General features: G+C 50.4%; 23 protein-coding genes. 11 read left to right on the top strand and 12 right to left on the bottom strand.

Translation table 11 applies throughout. The annotated features are described in order from the left end of the window. The first annotated feature begins 220 nt into the window (after positions 1 to 220). Together J2Y43_RS21015 and J2Y43_RS21010 are read left to right on the top strand one after the other, a co-directional pair. Positions 221 to 685, top strand: a complete 465-nt coding sequence (locus J2Y43_RS21015; RefSeq protein ID WP_309987818.1) for a MarR family transcriptional regulator — start codon at positions 221 to 223, stop codon at positions 683 to 685. 52 nt (positions 686 to 737) lie between these two features. Next, a complete protein-coding gene (locus J2Y43_RS21010) occupies positions 738 to 1,346 on the top strand; it encodes a YceI family protein (protein WP_223403164.1) in 609 nt (202 codons plus the stop codon). Positions 1,347 to 1,441: 95 nt separating this feature from the next. Here J2Y43_RS21010 and J2Y43_RS21005 read toward each other — a convergent pair whose 3' ends face one another. Beyond that, on the bottom strand, positions 1,442 to 1,891 hold the full coding sequence (locus J2Y43_RS21005) for a type I restriction enzyme HsdR N-terminal domain-containing protein (protein ID WP_309987819.1): 450 nt from the start codon (positions 1,889 to 1,891) through the stop codon (positions 1,442 to 1,444). Positions 1,892 to 1,942: 51 nt separating this feature from the next. Here J2Y43_RS21005 and J2Y43_RS21000 point away from each other — a divergent pair, with 51 nt between their 5' ends. Together J2Y43_RS21000 and J2Y43_RS20995 are read left to right on the top strand one after the other, a co-directional pair. Then, positions 1,943 to 2,716 carry an AMP nucleosidase gene (locus J2Y43_RS21000; RefSeq protein ID WP_309987821.1) on the top strand — a complete coding sequence of 258 codons (774 nt, stop codon included), beginning with the start codon at positions 1,943 to 1,945 and terminating at the stop codon, positions 2,714 to 2,716. A gap of 87 nt (positions 2,717 to 2,803) precedes the next feature. Further along, positions 2,804 to 3,181, top strand: coding sequence for a globin (locus J2Y43_RS20995; protein WP_309987823.1), 378 nt, complete (start codon positions 2,804 to 2,806; stop codon positions 3,179 to 3,181). Here J2Y43_RS20995 and J2Y43_RS20990 read toward each other — a convergent pair. Next, positions 3,159 to 3,491 (bottom strand): hypothetical protein, encoded by a 333-nt coding sequence (locus tag J2Y43_RS20990; RefSeq protein ID WP_309987825.1) that lies wholly within the window; start codon positions 3,489 to 3,491, stop codon positions 3,159 to 3,161. The genes J2Y43_RS20995 and J2Y43_RS20990 overlap by 23 nt on opposite strands. 86 nt (positions 3,492 to 3,577) lie before the next feature. Between J2Y43_RS20990 and J2Y43_RS20985 the strand changes: the two genes are divergently transcribed. From J2Y43_RS20985 to J2Y43_RS20970, 4 genes are all read left to right on the top strand, one after another. Further along, complete coding sequence (locus J2Y43_RS20985; RefSeq protein WP_309987827.1) at positions 3,578 to 3,874, top strand: type II toxin-antitoxin system HigB family toxin; 297 nt, start codon at positions 3,578 to 3,580, stop codon at positions 3,872 to 3,874. Positions 3,875 to 3,876: 2 nt separating this feature from the next. Continuing rightward, entirely contained in the window at positions 3,877 to 4,242 is a 366-nt protein-coding gene (locus tag J2Y43_RS20980; protein WP_309987829.1) for a transcriptional regulator, read from the top strand. Between the two features lie 45 nt (positions 4,243 to 4,287). Further along, a complete protein-coding gene (locus J2Y43_RS20975) occupies positions 4,288 to 5,703 on the top strand; it encodes an HD domain-containing protein (protein ID WP_309987830.1) in 1,416 nt (471 codons plus the stop codon). An 85-nt stretch (positions 5,704 to 5,788) separates the two neighbouring features. Continuing rightward, positions 5,789 to 5,986 (top strand): hypothetical protein, encoded by a 198-nt coding sequence (locus tag J2Y43_RS20970; protein ID WP_015811882.1) that lies wholly within the window; start codon positions 5,789 to 5,791, stop codon positions 5,984 to 5,986. Between the two features lie 40 nt (positions 5,987 to 6,026). Here J2Y43_RS20970 and J2Y43_RS20965 read toward each other — a convergent pair whose 3' ends face one another. Further along, positions 6,027 to 7,307: a DUF2851 family protein gene (locus J2Y43_RS20965; RefSeq protein WP_309987832.1), complete on the bottom strand. Its 1,281-nt coding sequence runs from the start codon at positions 7,305 to 7,307 to the stop codon at positions 6,027 to 6,029. 123 nt (positions 7,308 to 7,430) lie between these two features. On the opposite strand from J2Y43_RS20965, the gene mtgA reads away from it, so the two are divergent. Further along, positions 7,431 to 8,117, top strand: coding sequence for a monofunctional biosynthetic peptidoglycan transglycosylase (mtgA, locus tag J2Y43_RS20960; RefSeq protein WP_106598476.1), 687 nt, complete (start codon positions 7,431 to 7,433; stop codon positions 8,115 to 8,117). Positions 8,118 to 8,137: 20 nt separating this feature from the next. On the opposite strand, the gene J2Y43_RS20955 is transcribed toward mtgA, so the two are convergent. From J2Y43_RS20955 to J2Y43_RS20940, 4 genes are all read right to left on the bottom strand, one after another. Next, positions 8,138 to 9,448 (bottom strand): hypothetical protein, encoded by a 1,311-nt coding sequence (locus tag J2Y43_RS20955; protein ID WP_309987834.1) that lies wholly within the window; start codon positions 9,446 to 9,448, stop codon positions 8,138 to 8,140. A 36-nt stretch (positions 9,449 to 9,484) separates the two neighbouring features. After that, complete coding sequence (locus J2Y43_RS20950; protein WP_309987835.1) at positions 9,485 to 10,705, bottom strand: amidohydrolase family protein; 1,221 nt, start codon at positions 10,703 to 10,705, stop codon at positions 9,485 to 9,487. A 101-nt stretch (positions 10,706 to 10,806) separates the two neighbouring features. Beyond that, positions 10,807 to 11,217, bottom strand: a complete 411-nt coding sequence (locus J2Y43_RS20945) for an OsmC family protein (protein ID WP_309987837.1) — start codon at positions 11,215 to 11,217, stop codon at positions 10,807 to 10,809. 266 nt (positions 11,218 to 11,483) lie between these two features. Next, entirely contained in the window at positions 11,484 to 12,083 is a 600-nt protein-coding gene (locus tag J2Y43_RS20940) for a hypothetical protein (protein ID WP_309987839.1), read from the bottom strand. A 7-nt stretch (positions 12,084 to 12,090) separates the two neighbouring features. Between J2Y43_RS20940 and J2Y43_RS20935 the strand changes: the two genes are divergently transcribed. Continuing rightward, entirely contained in the window at positions 12,091 to 12,588 is a 498-nt protein-coding gene (locus J2Y43_RS20935) for a DUF6934 family protein (RefSeq protein ID WP_309987841.1), read from the top strand. Positions 12,589 to 12,590: 2 nt separating this feature from the next. Beyond that, positions 12,591 to 12,746, top strand: coding sequence for a hypothetical protein (locus J2Y43_RS20930; protein ID WP_309987843.1), 156 nt, complete (start codon positions 12,591 to 12,593; stop codon positions 12,744 to 12,746). Positions 12,747 to 12,823: 77 nt separating this feature from the next. Here J2Y43_RS20930 and J2Y43_RS20925 read toward each other — a convergent pair whose 3' ends face one another. The 5 genes from J2Y43_RS20925 to J2Y43_RS20905 form a co-directional block, all read right to left on the bottom strand. Next, positions 12,824 to 13,666, bottom strand: a complete 843-nt coding sequence (locus tag J2Y43_RS20925) for an endonuclease/exonuclease/phosphatase family protein (protein WP_309987845.1) — start codon at positions 13,664 to 13,666, stop codon at positions 12,824 to 12,826. Between the two features lie 118 nt (positions 13,667 to 13,784). Then, a complete protein-coding gene (locus tag J2Y43_RS20920; protein WP_223403131.1) occupies positions 13,785 to 15,383 on the bottom strand; it encodes a RagB/SusD family nutrient uptake outer membrane protein in 1,599 nt (532 codons plus the stop codon). A gap of 32 nt (positions 15,384 to 15,415) precedes the next feature. After that, a complete protein-coding gene (locus J2Y43_RS20915) occupies positions 15,416 to 18,856 on the bottom strand; it encodes a TonB-dependent receptor (protein ID WP_309987848.1) in 3,441 nt (1,146 codons plus the stop codon). Between the two features lie 193 nt (positions 18,857 to 19,049). Further along, positions 19,050 to 20,132, bottom strand: coding sequence for a FecR domain-containing protein (locus J2Y43_RS20910; protein WP_309987849.1), 1,083 nt, complete (start codon positions 20,130 to 20,132; stop codon positions 19,050 to 19,052). Positions 20,133 to 20,221: 89 nt separating this feature from the next. Then, complete coding sequence (locus J2Y43_RS20905) at positions 20,222 to 20,815, bottom strand: sigma-70 family RNA polymerase sigma factor (protein ID WP_309987851.1); 594 nt, start codon at positions 20,813 to 20,815, stop codon at positions 20,222 to 20,224. Positions 20,816 to 20,880: the final 65 nt, after the last annotated feature.

The following is a 20,880-nucleotide window of genomic DNA, read 5'->3' as shown; positions in this document are numbered from 1 at the left end:
TCAGGCTACGATTATGGGTTGTCAGGTTTGGTCAGGTTACGGTCAGTTGTTGTTATTTAGATAATGATTAATGTTCTTATAATCAGATGGTTATTGTCTATTTGGGCGGGTTGTAAAATTTTTTTTAAAATATTTCCTGCCGCGCTGAACTATTTCTTTGCCAATAGATGTTTCTACATTAAATGTATATACATCATTATTGCATTTAACCCGATTAGTTATGTCTATTGAAACTGATATAAAGCAGAAAAAATTTCGGAGCCCCTTCCAAAAGTTGGCATTAAACTTGGTGTATACCACCAAGTGGCTCGAATATAAGCAGCTTGAGTCTTTCAAAGAATACGACATTACGCCGCAGCAATACAATGTGCTAAGGATTCTGAGGGGACAGCAAGGCAACCCGATCAAGGTGAGCGATATTACCGAGCGCATGCTCGACAAGAGTTCCAACACATCCAGGCTCGTTGACAAGCTGCTGGCTAAGAACCTCGCGAAGCGGACGTCCTGTGAAAGCGACCGCCGCGCTGTGGATGTCGTGATTACCGAGGAAGGTCTCGCATTGCTTAAAGTGCTCGATCCATTTATCGAGGATTGGGAAAACCGGTTCAATATTATTTCCGAAGAAGAGGCCGAGCAGATCAGTGCATTGCTCGATAAGCTGCGGGAAAATGAAAATCAAGCTTAAAACACAATTAACACAAATCAATAAATCAATTTAATTTTTAATCAAAACTACAATGAAATCAGTTAAATTTTTTGTCGCATCTCTTGCAGTAGCATTGTTTGTATCTTCTTCTGTTTCAGCAGACAATGGTAAAAAAGCTACTAACCTGAAAGTGAATCCTGCTAAAAGCGAGCTTACCTGGTTGGGTAAAAAAGTTACCGGCGAGCACACAGGAAAAATCACTTTGAAAGAAGGAACAATCGTTTTGGACGGCGCTAAACTGACTGGCGGTAAATTCGTTGCCGACCTGAACAGCATCACTTGTACTGACCTTACCGACAAAGAATACAACGGCAAACTGATCGGTCACTTGAAATCAGACGATTTCTTCGGCGTTGAAAAACACCCTACCGCAACTTTCGTAGTAACCAAAGCTACTCCAAAAGCAACCGGCGTTTACGATGTGACTGGTGACCTGACTATCAAAGGCATTACCAAACCTGTTACTTTCCCTGTAACTGTGAAAACTACTGCTGCTGGTGCGGAAGCTACCGGTAAACTGGTTGTTGACCGTTCGAAATACGACATCAAATACAACTCGAAATCATTCTTCGATAACCTGGGCGACAAAATGATCCACGACGATTTCTCTATCGACGTGAAATTGGTTGCTGCAAAATAATTACCCGCAGGCGGTTGCCTGGTATCAGCCGCACTGCATTTGTATGACCTGAATGTTAAAAGAACCTGTCCGGCTTGGGCAGGTTTTTTTTGTGGTCAGGGGTTGAAATCGCGGTATTTCGGGAAATCGTCCATGAAGTGGATCTGCCCGTTCACGGCCTGGAAGCAATAATGTGCCATGCCGTTGGTAACTGCCAGGTATTGAGGTTGTAATGTAAAATTATAGCGGCTTATCTGCGCGAATGTGGCGTCGTTTACGCTTACGAACGGCGCTTTGCATTCGACCAGCAGGAACGGCAGCGCATTGTTGGAGAGCACCATGATATCAGTGCGTTTGGAAAGCGTATTGTATTGTAAACCCGTCTCTACCGCGAACAGCGATTTGGGATAACCATAATGCGTAATGAGCAGGTGGATGAAATGCTGGCGCACCCATTCTTCGGGTGTGAGCGTGACGAATTTCCTGCGGATAATGTCGAAAATATGCGGTTTCCCGTTAACCTGCTTAACTTTGTGAGCAAAGCCGGGAAGGTTCAATGATTCCATGAACGAAGATAATGAACCCCGGCTTGCCTCGCCAACAAACCTGCTGAATTCATGACCACCAAAGAACAGATCGTCGAAAACTGGCTGCCGCGCTATACGGGCACGCCTGTGGAGGAGTTTGGAGATTACATTCTCCTGACCAATTTCGGAAACTATGTGACCATGTTTGCCGAGAAGTTCGGGGTGGAAGTACGGGGCCAGGGCCGCGCCATGCAAACCGCTACTGCGAAGGACATTACTATCATTAATTTCGGGATGGGTAGCCCGATGGCCGCTACCGTAATGGACTTGTTATCAGCCATTAATCCCAAGGCTGTTTTGTTTTTAGGCAAATGCGGCGGATTGAAGAAAACCCAGGTAGGTGACCTGATCCTGCCGATTGCCGCCATCCGTGGTGAAGGTACGAGCGACGACTATATGCCGCCTGAAATTCCAGCCTTGCCTTCGTTCCGTTTGCAAAGCACCGTTTCGGCCGCTATCAAAAAACACAAACTCGACTACTGGACCGGTACGGTTTATACCACCAACCGCCGCATTTGGGAGCACGACGCCAGCTTCAAGGAATACTTGCAGGCGGTCCGCGCCATGGCTATTGATATGGAAACTGCTACGATATTCATAGTAGGTTTCGCGAACTCCATTCCGCACGGCGCATTGCTGCTCGTTTCGGATAACCCGCTCGTACCCGAAGGTGTAAAAACCGAGGAGAGCGATAAAAAAGTGACGGCGAGCTATGTAAAGCAGCACCTGGATATTGGCATAGAGGCATTGACAGAACTCGCGCGCTCGGGCGAGTCTGTGAAGCATTTGCGTTTCGAGAACTGATAACTGTCATAATAGCGGCGGGAACCTGTTAAGGCTCGTTGGGGGTTTAACCTCCGGCGGCCAGACAGTTTTCCGCCGTTTATTTTTATGGAACATCAGACCTTATACGAGCGCATCGGCGGCGATGCCGCGCTCCGGCAGCTTACCGATAAATTTTACGACCTCGTATTCAACCACGAGCTCATTTCGCGGCTTTTCAAAACCGATAAAGACCTCATTAAGGAAAAGCAGCGCCTTTTCCTCACCCAATTCCTCGGCGGCCCGCAACTCTATTCCGAAGTATACGGCCATCCCATGATGCGCGCCCGCCACATGCCCCACACCATCACCGAAGACGACGCCGTGGCCTGGCTGCAATGCATGGCCTCCGCCGTTGAGTCGCTGTCATTGCCCGAAGAGCTGAAAAACGAGCTTTTCGACCGGTTTCCAAGGACTGCGTCTTTTATGGTGAATAGTGGAGATTAGTAAATACGGTGTCGGTAATTTTCGTTTCTATTTCAAGTAGAAACTGATGGTAGGCTTTCCACTGGATGAGATCATCCCAAGCCTCAAAATTTTCAACAGAGGAACTTTCAAGTTGAGCTTCAAATGCTTGCAAATCGATTTGGTATTTCTTTTCGAGGACATTCAACTTATCCTCCAATTCTCGCTTCTCCGACAAATAATGCGTCAGTACTGAATCGCCTACCTGTTTTTTTGTCAAGATTACCACGGCCATTAGTCGATTTTGCTTAATTACAAATTTAAACATTGGTGAATATTTAAAAAAATCCATTCTACAACGCGTTATCATTTCAAGATTCTTCCGTCTAAATGATGTTCCCTATTTGGGAACATTGTATTTTTATAAATCGGATCGAGATGAAAAGAATCTTTGCGAAGGGAACGCTTCGCGAGTTTTGGGAACGGCATCCCGAGGTTGAGCAGTATTTGAAGACTTGGTACGAAGATGTGCTTGCCGCAACCTGGAAATCACCTGCAGAAGTTAAGAGCCAGTACGCGAAAGCGAGTATTTTAAAGAACGGGCGGATCGTTTTCAACATTCGGGGTAATTCGTTCAGGCTGGTGGCCCATTTTGATTTTGAGAGACAGATGGTCTACATCCGCTTCATCGGCTCGCATAAGGAATATGACAAAATAGACGCTAATTCAATTTGACTATGCTGAAACTGATTAGGACAGAAGAAGAGTATAAACTTGCATTGAAGCGACTTGGAGAGGTTTTCAACGCGCCCGCAGGTACGCCTGAGGGTGATGAATGCGATGTGCTTGCATTAATAGTTGGCGCTTATGAGGATGAACATTACCCGATTGAACCGCCGGATCCGATCGAGGCAATTAAGGTCAGAATGGAACAAATGCAGCTTAAGCAGGTTGATTTGGTGGATGTGATCGGGAGTAGAAGCAGAGTTTCAGAAATACTTGGCAGAAAGAGAAAACTTAGTCTTGAAATGATCAGAAAGCTCTCGGAGCGGCTCAATTTATCCGTAAATACGCTTGTTCGCGACTATCAGTTGGCACAGTAATCTCCGCACGCTTCATGTCGAACAAGAATTCCCTACCTTTGCGGCATGAATTTTAAAGAGCAGTTGACACCATACCCCGTTCTGGAAAAAGTTGCCGGCGCCGCGAAGGAGCTGGGTGTGGAAGCATATATAATCGGTGGGTTCGTCAGGGACCTGATACTCAAAAGGAATAGCAAGGACATCGACATTGTTTCCATCGGCAGCGGCATTGAGCTCGCCGAAATGGTGGCCAGCAGGCTGGGGCCGGATGTGTTTGTGAGCGTTTTTAAGAATTTTGGGACTGCGCAAATCCGCCAGGGCGATCTCGAAATAGAATTTGTGGGCGCCCGGAAAGAATCCTACCGCTCCGAATCCCGTAAGCCGGCAGTAGAGGACGGTACATTGGCCGACGACCAGAATCGCCGCGATTTTACCATTAATGCCATGGGGATCAGCCTCAATGCAGGCACATTCGGCGAGCTTGTCGACCCGTTCGAGGGTATGAGCGACCTCCGTAAAAAGATCATCCGTACCCCGCTCGACCCTGAAATTACTTTTTCCGATGATCCTTTGCGCATGATGCGCGCGATCCGGTTTGCGAGTCAGCTCAACTTCGATATCGAGCCAGATACTTTCGATGCGATCGTCAAGATGAAGGAGCGCATCAGCATTGTATCGATGGAACGGATTTCTGATGAGCTGAACAAGATCATTCTTTCCAAAACCCCTTCCTACGGTTTTAAACTCCTTTATCATGCCGGGTTGCTGGCCATTATTTTCCCTGAATTAGTGGAGTTGCAGGGCGTGGAGCATATCGAAGGCAAAGGACACAAGGATAATTTTTACCATACTTTACAGGTGCTCGACAACGTCTGCCAGGTGTCCGATGACCTCTGGCTTCGCTGGGCGGCTATCCTGCACGATATTGCCAAGCCGGCTACCAAAAAGTTCGACAAGCGCCACGGCTGGTCGTTCCACAACCACGAGGAAGTGGGCGCACGGATGGTACCAGTGATTTTCCGGCGCATGAAACTGCCGCTGAATGAGAAAATGCGGTTTGTGAAAAAGCTCGTCAGGCTGCATTTGCGCCCTATTGTGCTGTCCAAAGAAGAAATCACCGATTCGGCGATGCGGCGTTTGCTGGTTGAAGCAGGCGAGGACATTGAGGCGCTGATGAACCTGTGCCGGGCGGATATTACTTCCAAAAACCCGGAAAAAGTACGGCGTTTCATCAGCAATTTCGACCTGGTGGAACAAAAACTCAAAGACCTCGAAGAACGCGATAAGCTCCGTAATTTTCAACCGGTGATCACAGGCGAGATGATCATGGAGGCGTTCGGGTTGAAGCCGGCGAAGGAGGTAGGGGTTATCAAAGAAGCGGTGCGCGAGGCAATCCTGGAAGGTATTGTGCCCAATGAGTACGAACCTGCTTTCGCATTCATGATTGCGGAAGGCGAAAAAATGGGCCTCACCCGCGTGTAAGGCACATTTTTTATACTAATCACACCAATGCCAGCGCATATTTGATATTTTTGCGAACTTTTTAATCTCCTCATAGACACATTTCATGGAAAACGCTCAGTTCAAACGTTTTTTCGGCTCTTTGCTCACTATTCTGGGTATTGCGGTACTGCTATTCGCATGCGTGGCATTTTTGTCAGACAAGCCCGTATTGGGTCTCACCGTTTCGAAATGGGAGTCGATCGTTCCGTTTTTGGTGGGAACGGTATTTCTTTTAACGGGTGTAAACCTGGTTAAAGGCTGAGCGCCCCTGGCTGAGCGCCCCTGGCTGAGCGCCCCCCGGACTAGGCGTCCCTTACGAGTGCTGCGCCAACCATGCATTCCAGGCATTGTTTTGGCGTGCAATAGTTGTTAAACCATTCGATCAACGCCTGCGAATCTGCTGCGGTTTTTACGCGCATACCCAGGGAGGCCCACTCGCGTGTGATCCGGTTATCTTCCGCAGGTATTTCCGAAAGCCAGTAAATGGCCCTGTCGAGTAGCTCCGGTTGCTGTCTGTGCTTCGAATAGGCGACCAGCAGGGGCACGGCTGCATTGACGATCAGCAAATGGGCGGCATCGGTACCCAGCACGGGCACCTGGGCCCTCGCTTTTTTCCCTAGTAAGTAATGCTCACGCCAGTAGGCAGATTGTTCGATCCTGAACAGCTCCCGTATTTCATTGAAATGCTCCGAAACAATGAGCCGGTTCAGAATGCTGCCGGTGTTGCACAATAGCCGGGCGAACTGTGCCAGCCGGACTGTGGGAAATCCTGCCGGGCGGAGCCGGGCATATTTCCACTCATGCGCCTGCATGGTTTCGTCCAGTAACTTGTATTTTGCCCCTAGAAAGCGGAATTCCTGTTGCAGCTGGCGTACATATATTTCCTCCGAATTCTCCGAAATGAGCCCGGAGCAGCCAAATAGCAACGCTTCGACCTGAATAAGGCGGTCGGTATGTTTGCGAATGATTTTCCAGGGAACAATCCCAGTTAGCCGCTGAAATGGGGCGTCATTGAGTTTGAATCCAAAATGTCGTCCCAGCCACTGATACGCTGTTTGCTCCCAGTCCTGCTGGTTGGCTTCGAGCAGGTTCTGAATTTCCTGTGCTTTACGTTCCAGCCTTTCCAGCAGTACTCTGTCCAGCATGGCGTATTTGCGGATTTGCTCCACATCTCCGAACTGGCGATTGCAGGGCACAGTATCTCTTTCGTCGAGCAGGCAGCGGTACCTTTCAATGACCGAGGCTTTTACGAGACCATTCAGCGACAATGTCGGGACCATTGTGCCATCGCGTCGCATGACCGGCTGATCATTCTCCCACACCACATGGAGAATCACGCAGTCGTAGGCGCCGTTCAGATGGTGCTCATGGAGGTACCAGTCCGAGGCTTTTACATGGATTTCAATGCTCCCCACCCAAAGCACCTCGTTGATCGTAACGCGGGCCTCGGAGAAATCCGGTCCGGCGTCGGCGTTCCTTTGGCCGGGGCGAATAATGGAGAGTGGCAAATGCTCGTCGGTGGCCAACCCTTTCTTCTCGAAATACTGGAAGCGCCAGATAAAACTCAGTAAATCCTCATTCATATACAGCGTGTTTAAAAATTTGGCGATTAAGGCGCATATTTCTTTGCCTAAACCTGATTAGTTTCTGTTCTTTGTACGCTGTTTTTGTTACTTGGTTTCTGTTTGTAGAAGTAAAAAAGTTTTATGCTCCGCCGTCTGCAATTTATTGCGCTCAAAGTCTTCCTTGCTTTTCTCGTGCTTTCAGTGGTTTGGGTGATTATCCTGAGGTTTTTGCCCATTTGGGTAACGCCCTACATGATCTCCCGGAAGATCGATGCATTCAGGGCAGATGAGGATACCGAGATTTATCACGACTGGGAGCCGTACGAGAATATTTCCAAAGAAGTAGCATTGGCAGTAGTGGCGTCGGAAGACCAAAACTTTCCCAACCACTGGGGTTTTGATTTCGACCAGATCTACAATGCAATGACCGAAGACCGCAAGCGGGCCCGCGGTGCCAGCACCATTTCTCAGCAAGTAGCAAAGAACGTATTCCTCTGGCATGGCCGGAGTTTCGTTCGGAAAGGTCTTGAAGCTTATTTTACCGTATTGATAGAAGTGCTGTGGAGCAAGGAACGTATTCTGGAAGTGTATTTGAATGTAGCTGAAATGGGTAAGATGACTTTTGGGGTAGAAGCGGCTTCACTGCGTTACTATAACAAGTCGGCTAAACGCCTCACCCGCTACGAGGCTGCGCGCATCGCGGCGGTGCTACCGAACCCTATACGGTTTTCGATTCAAAATCCGTCTGCGTATGTGAACAAGCGTACCAACCAGATCGTCCGCCAAATGCGTTATCTGGGCGGACAGAAGTATCTGGCGGATCTTTAACTAATCATATTTACCCCGAGCTAAGGCCGCTCTGCCTCTCTTGACGAACGCGGCGAACTCTGCTGGCGGCCCGATGGTGCCGGCGAAGTGCGAGGCGTTTCCTGGCGAGGCGCTGGTACCGGCCGCGCGCTTGGTGTTTGCCGTGTTGGCCGTTCGATGCTCGGCCGCGATGTTTCAGGGCGTGGCGTTGGTGCAGGCCGTGTCACTTCCGGCCTGGGCGATGGCGTCGGGCGCGTTACCTCGGGCCGTGGCCTGGGTGTAGGTCGGGACACATCCGGGTTGCCTGGACGTGTCGGACGTTCGATGTCCGGCCTAGATACACCCGGATTGGGATCAGAAGGGCGCGTGGTACCCGGGCGTGTGGTACCGCCGTTTCCGGGCCGGGTGGTACCCGGGCGTCCGGTCGATGGGCGTGTAATCACCGGGCGACCTGTATTGTCAAAGCTTGGAAGCCTTTCTCTTGTCGTGGGGGCTTGGGGATATCTTTTTACAAACAATGCAGACCCCTCCCGTGCAGAAGATGGTCGTGAGTAGGTAGCGCGGTAGTCGCCCCGCGTGTAGCGCGTATGCACAATCACCGAGCGCGAACGGAAATTACCGCCATAGTAGTGGGTGTGCCAACCCGGATTGCGGTAGCTGGGCCAGCGGCGGAAATGTCCATTGTAATAGTAATGCCAGTGGTAATGGTAGCCGTAGTAATAATGCCAGTACCGCGGCCTCCACGGACGCCAGTAGGACGGGTAGTAATGCCACCGCCACGGGGATCGCCAGATCACGTATCTTGGCACAAAAATAAATTGTATGACGGGCCAATCGGATACATAAGCGACATTCTGCTGAACCGTGGCAGGCTGAACTTCCCTGTTACCGCTATACCCGGGATTAGGCGTTTCGGTGACCGTTCCTGACTGCGAATTGGGTTCGATAATGTAATCCTTACCATAAAGATCCTCATCGCCCACGAGCTGTATCCATATCTCGCCGTTGTCCTTTTTTTCGACATAAAATGCCGCCACATCCTGATCCTCGCTTTCACTGACTGCCACTTTCAGGCTGATCGTGTGAAGGTTCCCTTCCACATTGTCCTCCACGCGGATGTAATCTGTCTGATTATCGCCATCGAGGTCAAGGTTGTTGATCTCAGAATCTTCCTCATTGAGTTTCCGCTCAAAACCTTCGAGTGTTTCCGATTCCTGGAAAAGTTTTAAAACTGCATAGAGATTGAGGTTGTCACCCGGAAGGTCGAGTTTTTCTTCTTCGGCCTGAGCGAAAGCCTGGTTGCCTGTCCAAAGCATCAATACACTCAGGACGATCAGAAGGAGATTTTTCATAGTGATGTAGTTTCAGAGCAATGTAGCGATTCCAGCTTATTTAACCCAAATCCCATTGAGCATAACCCTTTTAACGTTCCGGGTGGCGGATATGTTCTTCAATGGATCTCCTTTTATCAGGATGAGGTCGGCTTGTTTCCCCTTCTCGATGCTTCCCAACCGGTCCTCTATGCGGAAAAAGCGAGCATTTTGCAGTGTTGCCGCAGCAATTACCTCAGCCGGACGGAGCCCACTCTCGACCAGCAGCTCCATTTCCCGCTGGAATGCCCACCCGGTTTCGGCGTAGGGGATCATCGCATGCGACCCGACTACAATCCTCGTGCCTGCGCGATGCAATTGGCCTGTGATCTTTTTCATTTTGATGAATCCTTCCAAACGGGAAGTATCTAATGGCTGGCCTGTTGCAGCCTGATATTCGAACGCGCCGAGCGTCGGGCTGACGAACGTACCTTTGTTTTTCAGGAAAGCACCTAGCGAATCAATGGCGGGGTTATCCGGGTTAATGCTTTTCCAAACGGCGTATCTTCCCGGCTTCCGCGCATTGTTGTCGGCCAGGACCATTTGGCGGTATTTTTCGCCTTCTCTTTGCGGTACGAGTGTCAGGCCGAAGGAGGTGATATGCTCAACACCGTCAAGCCCGGCCTCAATGGCCTCGCGGGCTTCCGTGGTTTCGAGGTGCCCGGTTACCGGAATGCCCCGTGCATGAGCAGCTTTACACACTTCGCGGATGATGGCAGGCGGCAGACGGAAATACACTTTGATCACCGACGCCCCCTGATCGATCAGGTGATTGACCTCGCGTACGGCTTCGTCCGCGTCCCTGACCACATAGGCGTCGTGTGGGTAGGCGGGAGGGAACATATCGATATGCGGCCCGGCGAGGAAAAGACGCGGGATGCGTTTGCCGCTTTTTCTTTCTTCATCGTAAGCTTCGATCCACGCACCGGGATCGCGCAGCGACGTTACGCCATTTTGAAGAAACTGTGCCGGAAGGCCGTGGACTCCATCCAAATGAAAATGCGAATCGATAAAGCCGGGCAGCAATGTGAGGCCGCTGGCATCTACAATTTGCGCATTTCCAGGTATCGCAATGTCTGTTTTTTTATCCACGGCGCTGATCATGCCGTCCGTTACGATCACGCAACCGTTTTCGATCGGAGCACCGCCGGTCCCGTCGATAATAGTTGCACCGGTGATGGCGATGACCGCTTTTTTTGCAATGATCTCTTTTTGGTTGATTTCTCTGATCCGGGACAACTTTTCCGCAGGGCTGCCGGGATCTTTGCTGCAACCGCAAAGGGCTGCAAGTAAAGCAAGTCGGCAGCTCAATAGTCTGAGGGGGCGTGTCCGCATTACTTTTAGACGTTATGGGAATGAATCAAATTTACCTTAACACCTTGCCGTAGGGTATTATGAATCTCCGCGACCTCATCCGTGTGCCTGACCAGTTCTTCAATTTCTGCTTTTGAAGCATTTGATGTAACCCGAACCTCGTACCGGAAATTGCTCCCCGGCTCCCCGGGGCCTCCAAAATCTGCGAACGACGTAACCTCCACGCTTTCAACATTTATATTGCGCTTGGCAGCTTCACGGTAGATGTCGTTGCAGTAGCAGGTAGCGAGGGCCAACAGCAACATTTCCCCGCCGTTGACTGACGATCCGTAACCCGCTTCCCGGGGTGCGATCTGCAATTGCTTTTCCGAGCCGTTGGTAGCGACTGTCACGGAATGCCTGTTCAAACTGCTTTTGATGCTTGCGGAGATCTCCATTTGTCGGGAATTATGATTAGAACGCAAAATATTAACTTCTAAATTGAATGCTAATCAATTGATATAAAGAGAAAAGTAACTCTTTTTTAATGTACGAGGATGTGGTTAACTGATACGCTCTGTTTCGAACTTGCCGTGATCAGCGCCATTTGCGTGGCGGGCAATATGGTTTTCGGGTAATGGCTGGCCCGGAACGCCCAAGTGGGAGTACTATGAGTTTTGAGGGGATACCGATGTTTTCGGTAAAGAGTAGCCGCTTTTTTCTGCTATTTCCGTTGCACGGATGGCGCGCTTTTGACGATCCCAATGTTACGTTCTTTTAAAAACCGATAGTTCCTGTGATGCGCCAGCGAGCGGTCCAGCTTTTCAAACAGATTTCTGTTTTTGAGTGCAAACCAATTGACTTTCAATAGGTATAAACTGACGTAAGATTTGGGATGGTTTGTAATAAAATCAGCCGTTGTGTCCCAAAGCTTTTCACGCTCCGTCGCTTGCACGAGCGATTGATACTCCTGCCATTCTTCATTGCTTTTCGAATGAGTAACTGCCGACTTGGAAAGGTTGGAAGTATCCAGCCGTATTTCAGTACCCGGGTCAAAGAAGAATGTCAATGCCCCTTTTTTCTGCGAAACCTGAAACTGATATAAGTCCGGCAATAAATCCGCATCCATCATCAGGTGCGTCGTATCGAACCCCAGCTTGATTGAATGTACCACCGCTGCGAAGCCCTTCTCCCGCGTGAGCAAAAGCGCTTTCCTGTCATTCCAGGCTTTCGGGGCAATAATTTTGATTTTGACGCGCTGCGTCGACGTCAATGCGAGACATGCTAATACGCAAATGATCAGGAGGTTCGTACGACTTATCACAGGATATATGCTTGGGAATGGCCCCTACAATTTAGTATTTATCTTTGCATTACACATGCACTATGATCAATATGAAATATTACTTGGTGAGACGGCCCTGACTTACGAATTTGTAAGCCATGGACCGAAAGGTAATGTCAAAAAGGTTGTAATTTACAGTCCAAGAGGGGTAGATAATCTCTTCAATCTTGGATTTGGAGATAAAAACGAAGAGACTGGACAACTGGATGATCGTGTTGCCACAAATAATGGAGATAGTGTAAAGGTGTTGGCGACGGTCGCCTCAACGGTTTACTTGTTCACCAATCTGTTTCCCAACGCGTTGATTTCGGCCACGGGCAGTACACAAGCAAGAACGAGGCTTTACAGAGTGGTTATTTCCAATAATTTGGAAACTATTAAGCGAGACTTCGAGGTTTTTGGGTTACTGGGTGATGAATGGGAAACTTTCCGTACAGATACGGACTATCAAGCATTTCTAATCAGAAGAAGAAAACAATCATAATAATGGGAAAGAAGCTTTCAGGTCCATTTACGCCAAAAATTAAGGGAGTTGATAAAAGTCTTGACAAATATCTCGAGCAGGATGTGTTCAAAGAGAAATTTGATAAGATGAATCGGCTAATTGATAAATACGGCCTCCCGGATTTCGACAAAAAATAGCAGCAGCCAGCTCCGGAGATAAAACATTCTTCCAATCCCCCAAAGCTGGCTGCCGAAGTTCGAAGCCGAAGTCTGTTTTACTTAATCTCCACCTTCACCAACACCGGCTGGTGATCCGATGGGTAGCGCTGCTCTTTGGAGTCGGTCAGCACGCCATATTTTAGTACATCTACATTCTTGCTCACAAAAATGTAATCGATCCGGGTCTTCATTTCAGCATCGAATTTGAAGCTGTTAAAGGTGCCTTCCGGGCCGTATGGAGCTTGTTTGGTGACGTCGTGGGTGTCGTTGAGCACGCCGGCGATCGTTTTGATCTGCTCGGTATCCGGTGACGAGTTGAAGTCGCCGGTGAGGATGGCGGTGCTATTTCCTGCGATTTCCTTGATTTTTTTCACCATCAAATGCCCCGACTGACGGCGCGCTTCAACGCCCTGGTGATCGAAATGCACATTGAAGAAATAGAATTTCTTTTTGGTATTCATATCCTCGAACTGCGCCCATGAGCAAATACGGTTGCAGCATTTGGCATCCCAGCCGAGGCCTGGTTTATCGGGTGTTTCACTCAGCCAGAAATCGCCTGATTTGAGTAGTTTGAAGCGGTCTTTTTTGTAGAAAATGGCTGAGTGTTCTCCACCTTCTTTGCCATCGTCGCGGCCTTTGCCATAGTAGGCAAACTCGGGCAGTTCGGCAACATCTTTCAGCTGGCCTACCAGCGCTTCCTGCACACCGAAAATGTCGAATTCATGGAAACGGATGAGGCCTTTCACGTTCTCCTTGCGGTTGGGCCAGGCATTTACGCCATCGTTGGGGGTGTTGTAGCGGAGGTTGTACGAAGCTACATTAATAGTTGCGGTTTTCTGCGCATACGACGCGCTTGCGAGCGAGACGAATGCCAGTAGATAAAGGGCAATTTTTTTCATTGGGTATAGAGATGATTAATTAACTATAAAACAAAAGACCCCGAAGGGTCTCCTGTTGTGATGCCAAAAATATGCCATTAATGTTAACTCATGATGAAAATTCGCGTTCGCAGTGCGATTACCATCCCGGCGTCTGCTTATAGGCGCCGTTGCTGCGTGAAATTTCATCCGGGTTCATCGGCCAGGCCATGTGCTTACCCGGGTCGAAATTGCGGGCCGGCCAGATTACCTGGATTTTGTAGGGCGAAGCCGGATCGGTCTTATTGTCGTGGATGCGGCCGTGGAGCGGCATGTTGATCTTGTCGTAATCGCCCCAGCGTTTCAGATCGGCCAGGCGGTCGGTCCATTCGCAGGCAAGCTCTACGCGCCGTTCGTGTTTGAGGTCTGCCAATGTCGGCGTTGCAATCGGAGCGAGTCCGACGCGGGCACGGATTTCGTTCAATGGCGCGGCGGCTTCCGCATTTTTACCTTGTTTGATCAATGCCTCCGCTTTGAAGAGCAGTATCTCTGCATAGCGCATCAGCGGCAGGTTCAGGCGTGTTGAAGGCCCATCACCGCTCTGATTGATCATCGTGTTGCTGCCTGCATTTTCATTGGTTCCGTAGCTGTAAGGCTCCATGTACTTGCGGATCTGGAAGCCCGAGAGGCTGTTGGTCGAGAAGTAAGAGCGCTCTTTGCCGAAGTAGGTGAATTTGTCCCCGAATTTCAGGATAGTCACCTCGCGGCGCGGGTCTTTGGCCTCATACTCTTCATAAAGTTCTTCGGTAGGCTGGAAATAGCCCCAGCCATTGAAAATCCCCCAGCCTTTGTTCTCCAAAGCCACGCCAGGGAATATAGAACCACCCTGGACACCGGAGTTCACAGACCAGATGTATTCGCTCGTCCAGTTGTTTTCAATGGTGAAAACGGCCTGATAGTTGGCAGCCGGGCTACCCTTGCCGGTAATGAGGGCACGGGCACCTTCGTTCTTGATTTTATCGGCCAGTTCCGGGATTAGCGTCCATTTGGAAGCATCATATTGCGCCCAGTAAGCATAGGTTTTCACCATATAGCCCCATGCGGCGGCCTTGTGCGCGCGGCCCTGGTCGCCTGCACCGTAGGTTTGGAACAATGGAAGCAGGTCGGCGGCTTTTTGCAAATCGCTGATGATCTGGGCATAGTTGTCGGTTACCGAAGGGAGCTGCGGCGGAATGCGCTTGCCGAATTCTGCATTCTCCGGGCCGTCGAAAGGTACGCCCAGGTCTTTGTGGCCCCACGAATAGGCCAGCCAGAAATGTGCAAACCCACGGATAAAATAGGCCTCGCCCAGTGCACGGTTTTTCACGGCATCGGATACGCCAGTCGCTGTGGAAATGCCCTGGATCACCTGATTGGCCTTATTCAGCATCCAGTACACGTCGTTCCAGCAGTTGGAGATGGAACCTTCGCGACCGGTAATGTTGAAGTTTTTGATGTTATCACTTTCTGCGCGCACGCGGCCCGTCACGATGTCGTCGGAGGCGTTCTGCATCCAGAACAGGTTGCGGCCCCAGGTATTTTCGTACCCCATCGGCGCGTACATCGCAGCCACGGCCTTGTTCAGATCTTCGTCGCTTTTCCAGAAGAATGCAGTGGTAGGGGAGCCGTTGGGTTTGGTATCTACCCAGCTTTCGGTACATGCGGATGCACTCACGGCCATTACAATGGCAAGACCCGCATTTTTAATGATATGTTTCATGAGTCAAAGTCTTTGTTTGGTCGAATTGGGTGTTAGAATTTGAGCTTCACACCGGCTGAATACACGCGTGCTACCGGGTACTGACCGCCGTCGAGGCCTGGTGCGGTGTAGCGGCCATCGATGAGCTGGCTACCGATTTCAGGGTCCATACCCGAATATTTGGTAAATGTCAACAGGTTGTCGCCGCTCACGTATACGCGCAGGCTAGGCTTGCCCGGCTTGCTTTTGAATGTGTAGCCAATAATCAGGTTTTTCAGACGCAGGTAATTGCCGTTTTCGAGGTACCAATCGGAGTTGGTCGAGAAGTTCTTGTTCGGATCGTTGGCGCGAATCTTAGGGATATCGGAGCCGGTATTGGTTTCCGACCATGCGTCCAGAATTTTGTCCCAACGGTTGTAGCCCTGCTCGGCACCGTTCAATGTTGATTGCTTGAATGCGTTGAACAATTTCACGCCGCCTACACCCTGGAAGAAAATGCTGAAATCGAAGTTTTTCCAGTTCGCGTTCGCCGTAATGCCGTAAGTGATTTTCGGGAAAGCATTGCCCATGTACACGCGGTCCAAATCATCGATTTTGCCGTCGCCGTTTTCATCTACAAATTTCAGGTCACCGGCCTTCGCATTAGGCTGGATACGATCTCCCTTCGGACCCACGTAGGCCGCAGCGGCTTCGTCGGATTGGAAAATTCCCGCATTTTTGATCAGCCAGTAAGAGAAATAAGGCTGGCCGACCGTCGAGCGGAACGGTACCAGAATGCTTCTCCAAGCATCGCCATGCGTCCATACCGAGTTCGGGTTTTCATCGATGTAGTCGACGCGGTTTTTAAGGGTAGCAAAGTTACCGCCAATCTCATAGCTGAACTCGCCTACCTGGTCGCGCCAGTTGGCAGCAAACTCAAAACCGGTATTCCGGATCTTGCCCTGGTTAATGAAGGGAGCGCCGTAGCCGTTGGTGTTCGTCCATTCGGTATCCTGCTGTTTGATCAGGTCGTAGGTCAGCTTGTTAAAGTAATCTGCGGTGATGGTCAGTTTTTCTTTCAACAGACTGATATCCAAGCCGAAGTCCGTCTGTTGCGAAGTCTCCCACGACAATTCAGGGTTAAATCTTGAACTCACATATAAACCGTTGCTGATAGGCGCGCCATTACCAACCTGATAGGTTTGGTTCGGCGTAAGATTAGGATAACCATAATATCTTCCGATGGAACCGATGTTACCGATTCGGCCCCAGCTTGCGCGGAGTTTCAGTAGGTCGAGGCCTTTAACATTGAAGAATGGCTCGGAGCTAAGCTTCCAGGCACCTGTGAAACCCGGGTAACCTTTGGCACGGTAACCTTCTGCGAGGCGTCCGGCAATGTCGTAACGATAGCTGGCAGTCACGAAATAGCGGTCGGCCCAGCTGTATGACAAACGGCCTACATAGGATGCATTACGGTCTTTCCATTCGTCATCCGAAGGCCGGTTCTGGTCAAAAATGGAGGCATTTACAAAGAATTGTGCCCAATCGGCTTCGTTTTCAAAACCTCGTGCGGCAATGCTGAAATAGCGGTTACCATTTTCCTGAGCAGTCATGGAAGCCATCGCACCTACATTGTGGCGGCCAAATACGCGGGAATAGTTGGCTGTATTTTCCCAAATCCAGTGGTAGCCACGGTTGGTAGAGTAGGAGAGCGTATTCTGGTTATTCGGCTTGCCCGGCTCTGTTCTTTTAGGATCAAAGCTTTTCCATAACGAGCTGTTCTGGCGGTAGCTGAAACGGGTAAGAAAGCTCAGGCCCGGAATAATGTCGGAATAGCCAAGCTCTGTAACCGACTGCATATCGTTGCTCTTATTGTAAGGTCTGTTGCGCAGCAATGTGCCTACGGGGCTGATCGCATCGCCGTGGATACCCAGGTATTGCGAGTCGCGGGGGCCTACACCGCCGAAAGTTCCGTCATCATAATAAGCCACGGCCGAGCGCGGCATGTAAATGGCCGAAAGCACGGTTCCACTATAACCGCTCGTCGTTTCAGTTCCACGGTTGTCATTGTTATTATAAAAAAGCTCCTGACGGAGTTTAATCCTATCCGTGAACTTATACATCGCATTGAAGCGTACAGACAAATTCTGCGCGTAAGTGTTGATGAGCGTGCCTTCGTCGCGTTCGTAGCGGCCTTGCAAAAGGGTCGAGAACTTATCGGTACCGGCATTGAAACTGATATTGTGGCGCTGAATGAGGCCCGTGCGGAAGATTTCGTCGATCCAGTCGGTGCGGGTCACTTGTGCGTACGGGTTTTTGGTGGCATCCCAGCCGTCGAGCGGTGCGAGGCCTGCATTGGTATAAGCCAGGTTGGACACTTTGGCTTCATCGGCCGCGGTAAGCGATTGCGGTAGTTTCCAGGCCTGTTTCATCCCCATAAAACCACTGTATTCAATGCTGGGTTTACCTTGCGCAGCCTGGCGTGTGGTAATCAGGATAACCCCCGCCGAGCCGGAGAATGCACCGTAAATAGCCGCCGAAGCCGCATCTTTCAAAACGGTAATGGATTCGATATCGGCCGGGTTGTAGGGTGCATTGGGCACGCCGTCGACTACGTACAGCACGCTTTCGCCCCCGCGCGAGCCCGTTCCGCGAATGGTGATATTGGGCGTCTGGTTGGGGTGGCCGCCGTTGCTGATCGCCGTTACACCCGCTACTTTACCCTGGATCATGCTGCCCACGTTAAGGACCGGCCGGTTTTTGATCTGTTCCATATCGGGTACCGTCGCAACCGAAGCCGACAAATCGGCCTTCTTAACCGTTCCGTAACCGATAACCACCACTTCCTGCAACGACTTCGTATCCGAAAGGAGCGTTACATCCAGTTCCGACTGGTTTCCCACGCTCACTTCCTGCGCGAGGTAGCCTACAAAACTGAAAATCAGCTGTGCATCGCCGTTGGGGACCTCTATTTCGAATGTTCCGTTCACTTCCGTGGACGTACCGCGCTGGGTTCCTTTTACCACCACGCTTACGCCCGGCAGCGGCTCCTTGGTGTCGGAGGCGATAACTTTCCCGCGCACCACGCGATCTGCGATGTCATCGTCTTCGGAGATTTCGAGCAAGCTGGTGTCGTTCGAACCAGCCGTTTTGGTGGGCTTGCGGTTGAGGATAATGTAATCTCTGGAAACCGAATAGCGGATGTTAAGCGGCGAGAGCAGCTGGTCGAGGACGACCGAGAGCCGCTGGTTTTCGGCCGTAACGCTCACTTTCTGGTTCCGCACGAGCGAGGGCACATACGAGAAGCGCACGCCTGTGGATTTTTCGAGGTTGGTAAGCACCTGGCGCAGTTCCTGGCGCTCGGCTTTCAGGGTTACATTGCGTTGCAGCAGCTCCTGTGCAAGGCCGTTACTGGCGAGCGACAGACTGCTGAACAGCAGGGTCAGTATGAATGGTATGCATGCAATTTTCATCACAGTCACCAGGTACGTTAGTGGTCGACTACTTTTTTTCATAAATTCGAATGGTTTTGATGAATTCTGGACAAAGCCCTCCCGTGCTCCGATTTTGGCGGAACTGTCCTTCTGTTGAAATGAACCGGGAGAATCAGGCCGGTAATGCTGCAATCATTGCCGGCTTTTTAATGAATCTGGGTCAAGATTTTGCCATAAGGTAGAAGGGTTGTTTTGGTTGAAAGGAAAACTTGGTTTATTCGCAGCCTTGCCCCGTGATAACGACCTGTCCGTCGGTTACCTGGTAGCTTGCTTCGATCGTAGAGCAGATTATTCCTAACTTGTCAAAGAATGGCTCGTCGCGCAGCGCCACGCGCAGGTAGCAGTTTTCGAGCTTCGTGGAATCGTATAAAATGGGTATTCCGTAAGTTTCCCGCAACAACTTGAATGCCTCTCCAACCGGCTGATTGTCAAATGTGAAATCAGGCTTTACGACCGGGCGCGCGATGGCTACCGGGTTTTCGGTAATGCTGCGTGCCAGCAGCGGCTGTTCGGGCGTAAATACCACCTGCTGATTAGGTGTTAGAAGCATTTCGATGCCTGGCTTATCCTCGTTCAGGTCCTTGGCTTTCATAACCGCCACCTTCCCCGTACGTACGATCACCTCCACACGTTCCGAAGAAGATTTGATGGTAAAACTCGTACCTACTACCCGCGTAACGAGGTCATTGGCATACACGAAAAATGGATTGGCTTTGTCTTTCTGCACTTCGAAAAACGCCTCTCCCGAGAGAAATATCTCTCTTTTATGGTTTTGAACAAAAACCGGGGCGTAGCTGACAGCCGCACCGGGCATGAGCCGTATTTCACTGCCGTCCGGCAAGCTCACCTCCATCGGCGTTTTTCCCTTGTTGACGACCTCTTTCAGCGGAACGGGAGATACCGCCACGTAGCGCTTATACGTGTACCGGCTTTTTGGGAATGCCTGTTCACCGGAAACCAGCCAGCCTATTCCCACCAGAACGAGCACTGCTGCGGCGGCATACCACCACCGTAGCCGAACGACATTTGCTTTCCGGGAGGCTATCGTGCGCACCACCGAGTCGTTCAGGATCCGGTTCACCTCGTGGTCGAGCTCCTCGTGGGTAAGGTCGCTGGGTTGTTTTTCCCAGGTAAGGATCAGCTCGGCCGCCTGGTCCATCAGCAGTGCTTTTTCCGGGTACTCCGAGCGGAGCTTGGCCCAGAAAAAGTCGTTGCGCGGCTGGCCGTTTTTTACCCATCCCCTGAAATCGTCGTCAGTCAGAAAGTCTTCCAGGTTGTAGTGGTAAAATGGATGCATCGGCTTGTCGGGAATGTGTTCTAAAAGTATAATCCGCCACGATCGCCAGGATCATGGAAGAATCATGAAAAATTTTAAAATTTTTTAGATCAATATCCCCGCACGAGGAATAACAAGAGCAGGCCGGCGAGCAGAAGCCACTTCTGACGGAACATTTTCAGGCTCTCGTACAGGAGGTTAGCCGTAGCCGGGCGTGATATATTGAGGATTTCGGCAATGCGCTCGTTGGGAAGATCCTGGTAGAACTTCAAATGGATGATTTCCTGCTGCCGCGGGGTGAGCGACTGGATAATATGCTGGATGCGCGAATGCTTCTCCGCAGCGAACTCGGTCAGGATCAGTTCGCTTTCGATGGAGTTGGCTGTTTCGTGAAAATCTTCAGGAGTGTGTTCCAATGCCAGGAAAATTTCGGGACGGGCTTCCAGGCGGTTGCTGTTCCTGAAAATGCGGTTGCGGAGGCTCGTAAGCAGGTAGGGTTTGATCTGGTCGGTCTTGCCAAGAGATTCCCTTCGTTCCCATAAGTAAAGGAAAAGATCGTGCACGAGATCTTTCAGCACATCGCGGTCGCTGACGAAACGCCTTCCGTAATCGAATAACGGCCGGTAGTAATTGCGCAGGAGTTGCTCAAAGGCAAGCGGGTCGCCTTCCCTGAACTTCTGCCAAAGTACCGAATCCTGTTCCACGAAAAATGGGTTACGTTAAGAGCAAATGTACCATTTTTCTTTGTTGGCAAAAATCCGGTGCGCGC

The organism is Dyadobacter sp. BE31 (assembly GCF_031457695.1).
Classification (GTDB): Bacteria; Bacteroidota; Bacteroidia; order Cytophagales; family Spirosomataceae; genus Dyadobacter.
The sequence above is the reverse complement of the archived record's forward strand: the minus strand, read 5'-3'. Positions and strand labels throughout refer to the sequence as shown.

Excerpts from the sequence above, each read along its gene's own strand:
- J2Y43_RS20945 (WP_309987837.1), bottom strand. The coding sequence starts at position 11,217 with ATGGAGATCTCCGCAAGCATCAAAAGCAGTTTGAACAGGCATTCCGTG.
- J2Y43_RS21005 (WP_309987819.1), bottom strand. The coding sequence starts at position 1,891 with ATGGAATCATTGAACCTTCCCGGCTTTGCTCACAAAGTTAAGCAGGTT.
- J2Y43_RS21010 (WP_223403164.1), top strand. The coding sequence starts at position 738 with ATGAAATCAGTTAAATTTTTTGTCGCATCTCTTGCAGTAGCATTGTTT.
- J2Y43_RS20975 (WP_309987830.1), top strand. The coding sequence starts at position 4,288 with ATGAATTTTAAAGAGCAGTTGACACCATACCCCGTTCTGGAAAAAGTT.
- J2Y43_RS20920 (WP_223403131.1), bottom strand. The coding sequence starts at position 15,383 with ATGAAACATATCATTAAAAATGCGGGTCTTGCCATTGTAATGGCCGTG.
- J2Y43_RS21000 (WP_309987821.1), top strand. The coding sequence starts at position 1,943 with ATGACCACCAAAGAACAGATCGTCGAAAACTGGCTGCCGCGCTATACG.
- J2Y43_RS20995 (WP_309987823.1), top strand. The coding sequence starts at position 2,804 with ATGGAACATCAGACCTTATACGAGCGCATCGGCGGCGATGCCGCGCTC.
- J2Y43_RS21015 (WP_309987818.1), top strand. The coding sequence starts at position 221 with ATGTCTATTGAAACTGATATAAAGCAGAAAAAATTTCGGAGCCCCTTC.
- J2Y43_RS20965 (WP_309987832.1), bottom strand. The coding sequence starts at position 7,307 with ATGAATGAGGATTTACTGAGTTTTATCTGGCGCTTCCAGTATTTCGAG.
- mtgA (WP_106598476.1), top strand. The coding sequence starts at position 7,431 with ATGCTCCGCCGTCTGCAATTTATTGCGCTCAAAGTCTTCCTTGCTTTT.
- J2Y43_RS20935 (WP_309987841.1), top strand. The coding sequence starts at position 12,091 with ATGCTTGGGAATGGCCCCTACAATTTAGTATTTATCTTTGCATTACAC.
- J2Y43_RS20925 (WP_309987845.1), bottom strand. The coding sequence starts at position 13,666 with ATGAAAAAAATTGCCCTTTATCTACTGGCATTCGTCTCGCTCGCAAGC.
- J2Y43_RS20915 (WP_309987848.1), bottom strand. The coding sequence starts at position 18,856 with ATGAAAAAAAGTAGTCGACCACTAACGTACCTGGTGACTGTGATGAAA.
- J2Y43_RS20980 (WP_309987829.1), top strand. The coding sequence starts at position 3,877 with ATGCTGAAACTGATTAGGACAGAAGAAGAGTATAAACTTGCATTGAAG.
- J2Y43_RS20970 (WP_015811882.1), top strand. The coding sequence starts at position 5,789 with ATGGAAAACGCTCAGTTCAAACGTTTTTTCGGCTCTTTGCTCACTATT.
- J2Y43_RS20985 (WP_309987827.1), top strand. The coding sequence starts at position 3,578 with ATGAAAAGAATCTTTGCGAAGGGAACGCTTCGCGAGTTTTGGGAACGG.
- J2Y43_RS20930 (WP_309987843.1), top strand. The coding sequence starts at position 12,591 with ATGGGAAAGAAGCTTTCAGGTCCATTTACGCCAAAAATTAAGGGAGTT.
- J2Y43_RS20990 (WP_309987825.1), bottom strand. The coding sequence starts at position 3,491 with ATGGATTTTTTTAAATATTCACCAATGTTTAAATTTGTAATTAAGCAA.
- J2Y43_RS20910 (WP_309987849.1), bottom strand. The coding sequence starts at position 20,132 with ATGCATCCATTTTACCACTACAACCTGGAAGACTTTCTGACTGACGAC.
- J2Y43_RS20955 (WP_309987834.1), bottom strand. The coding sequence starts at position 9,448 with ATGAAAAATCTCCTTCTGATCGTCCTGAGTGTATTGATGCTTTGGACA.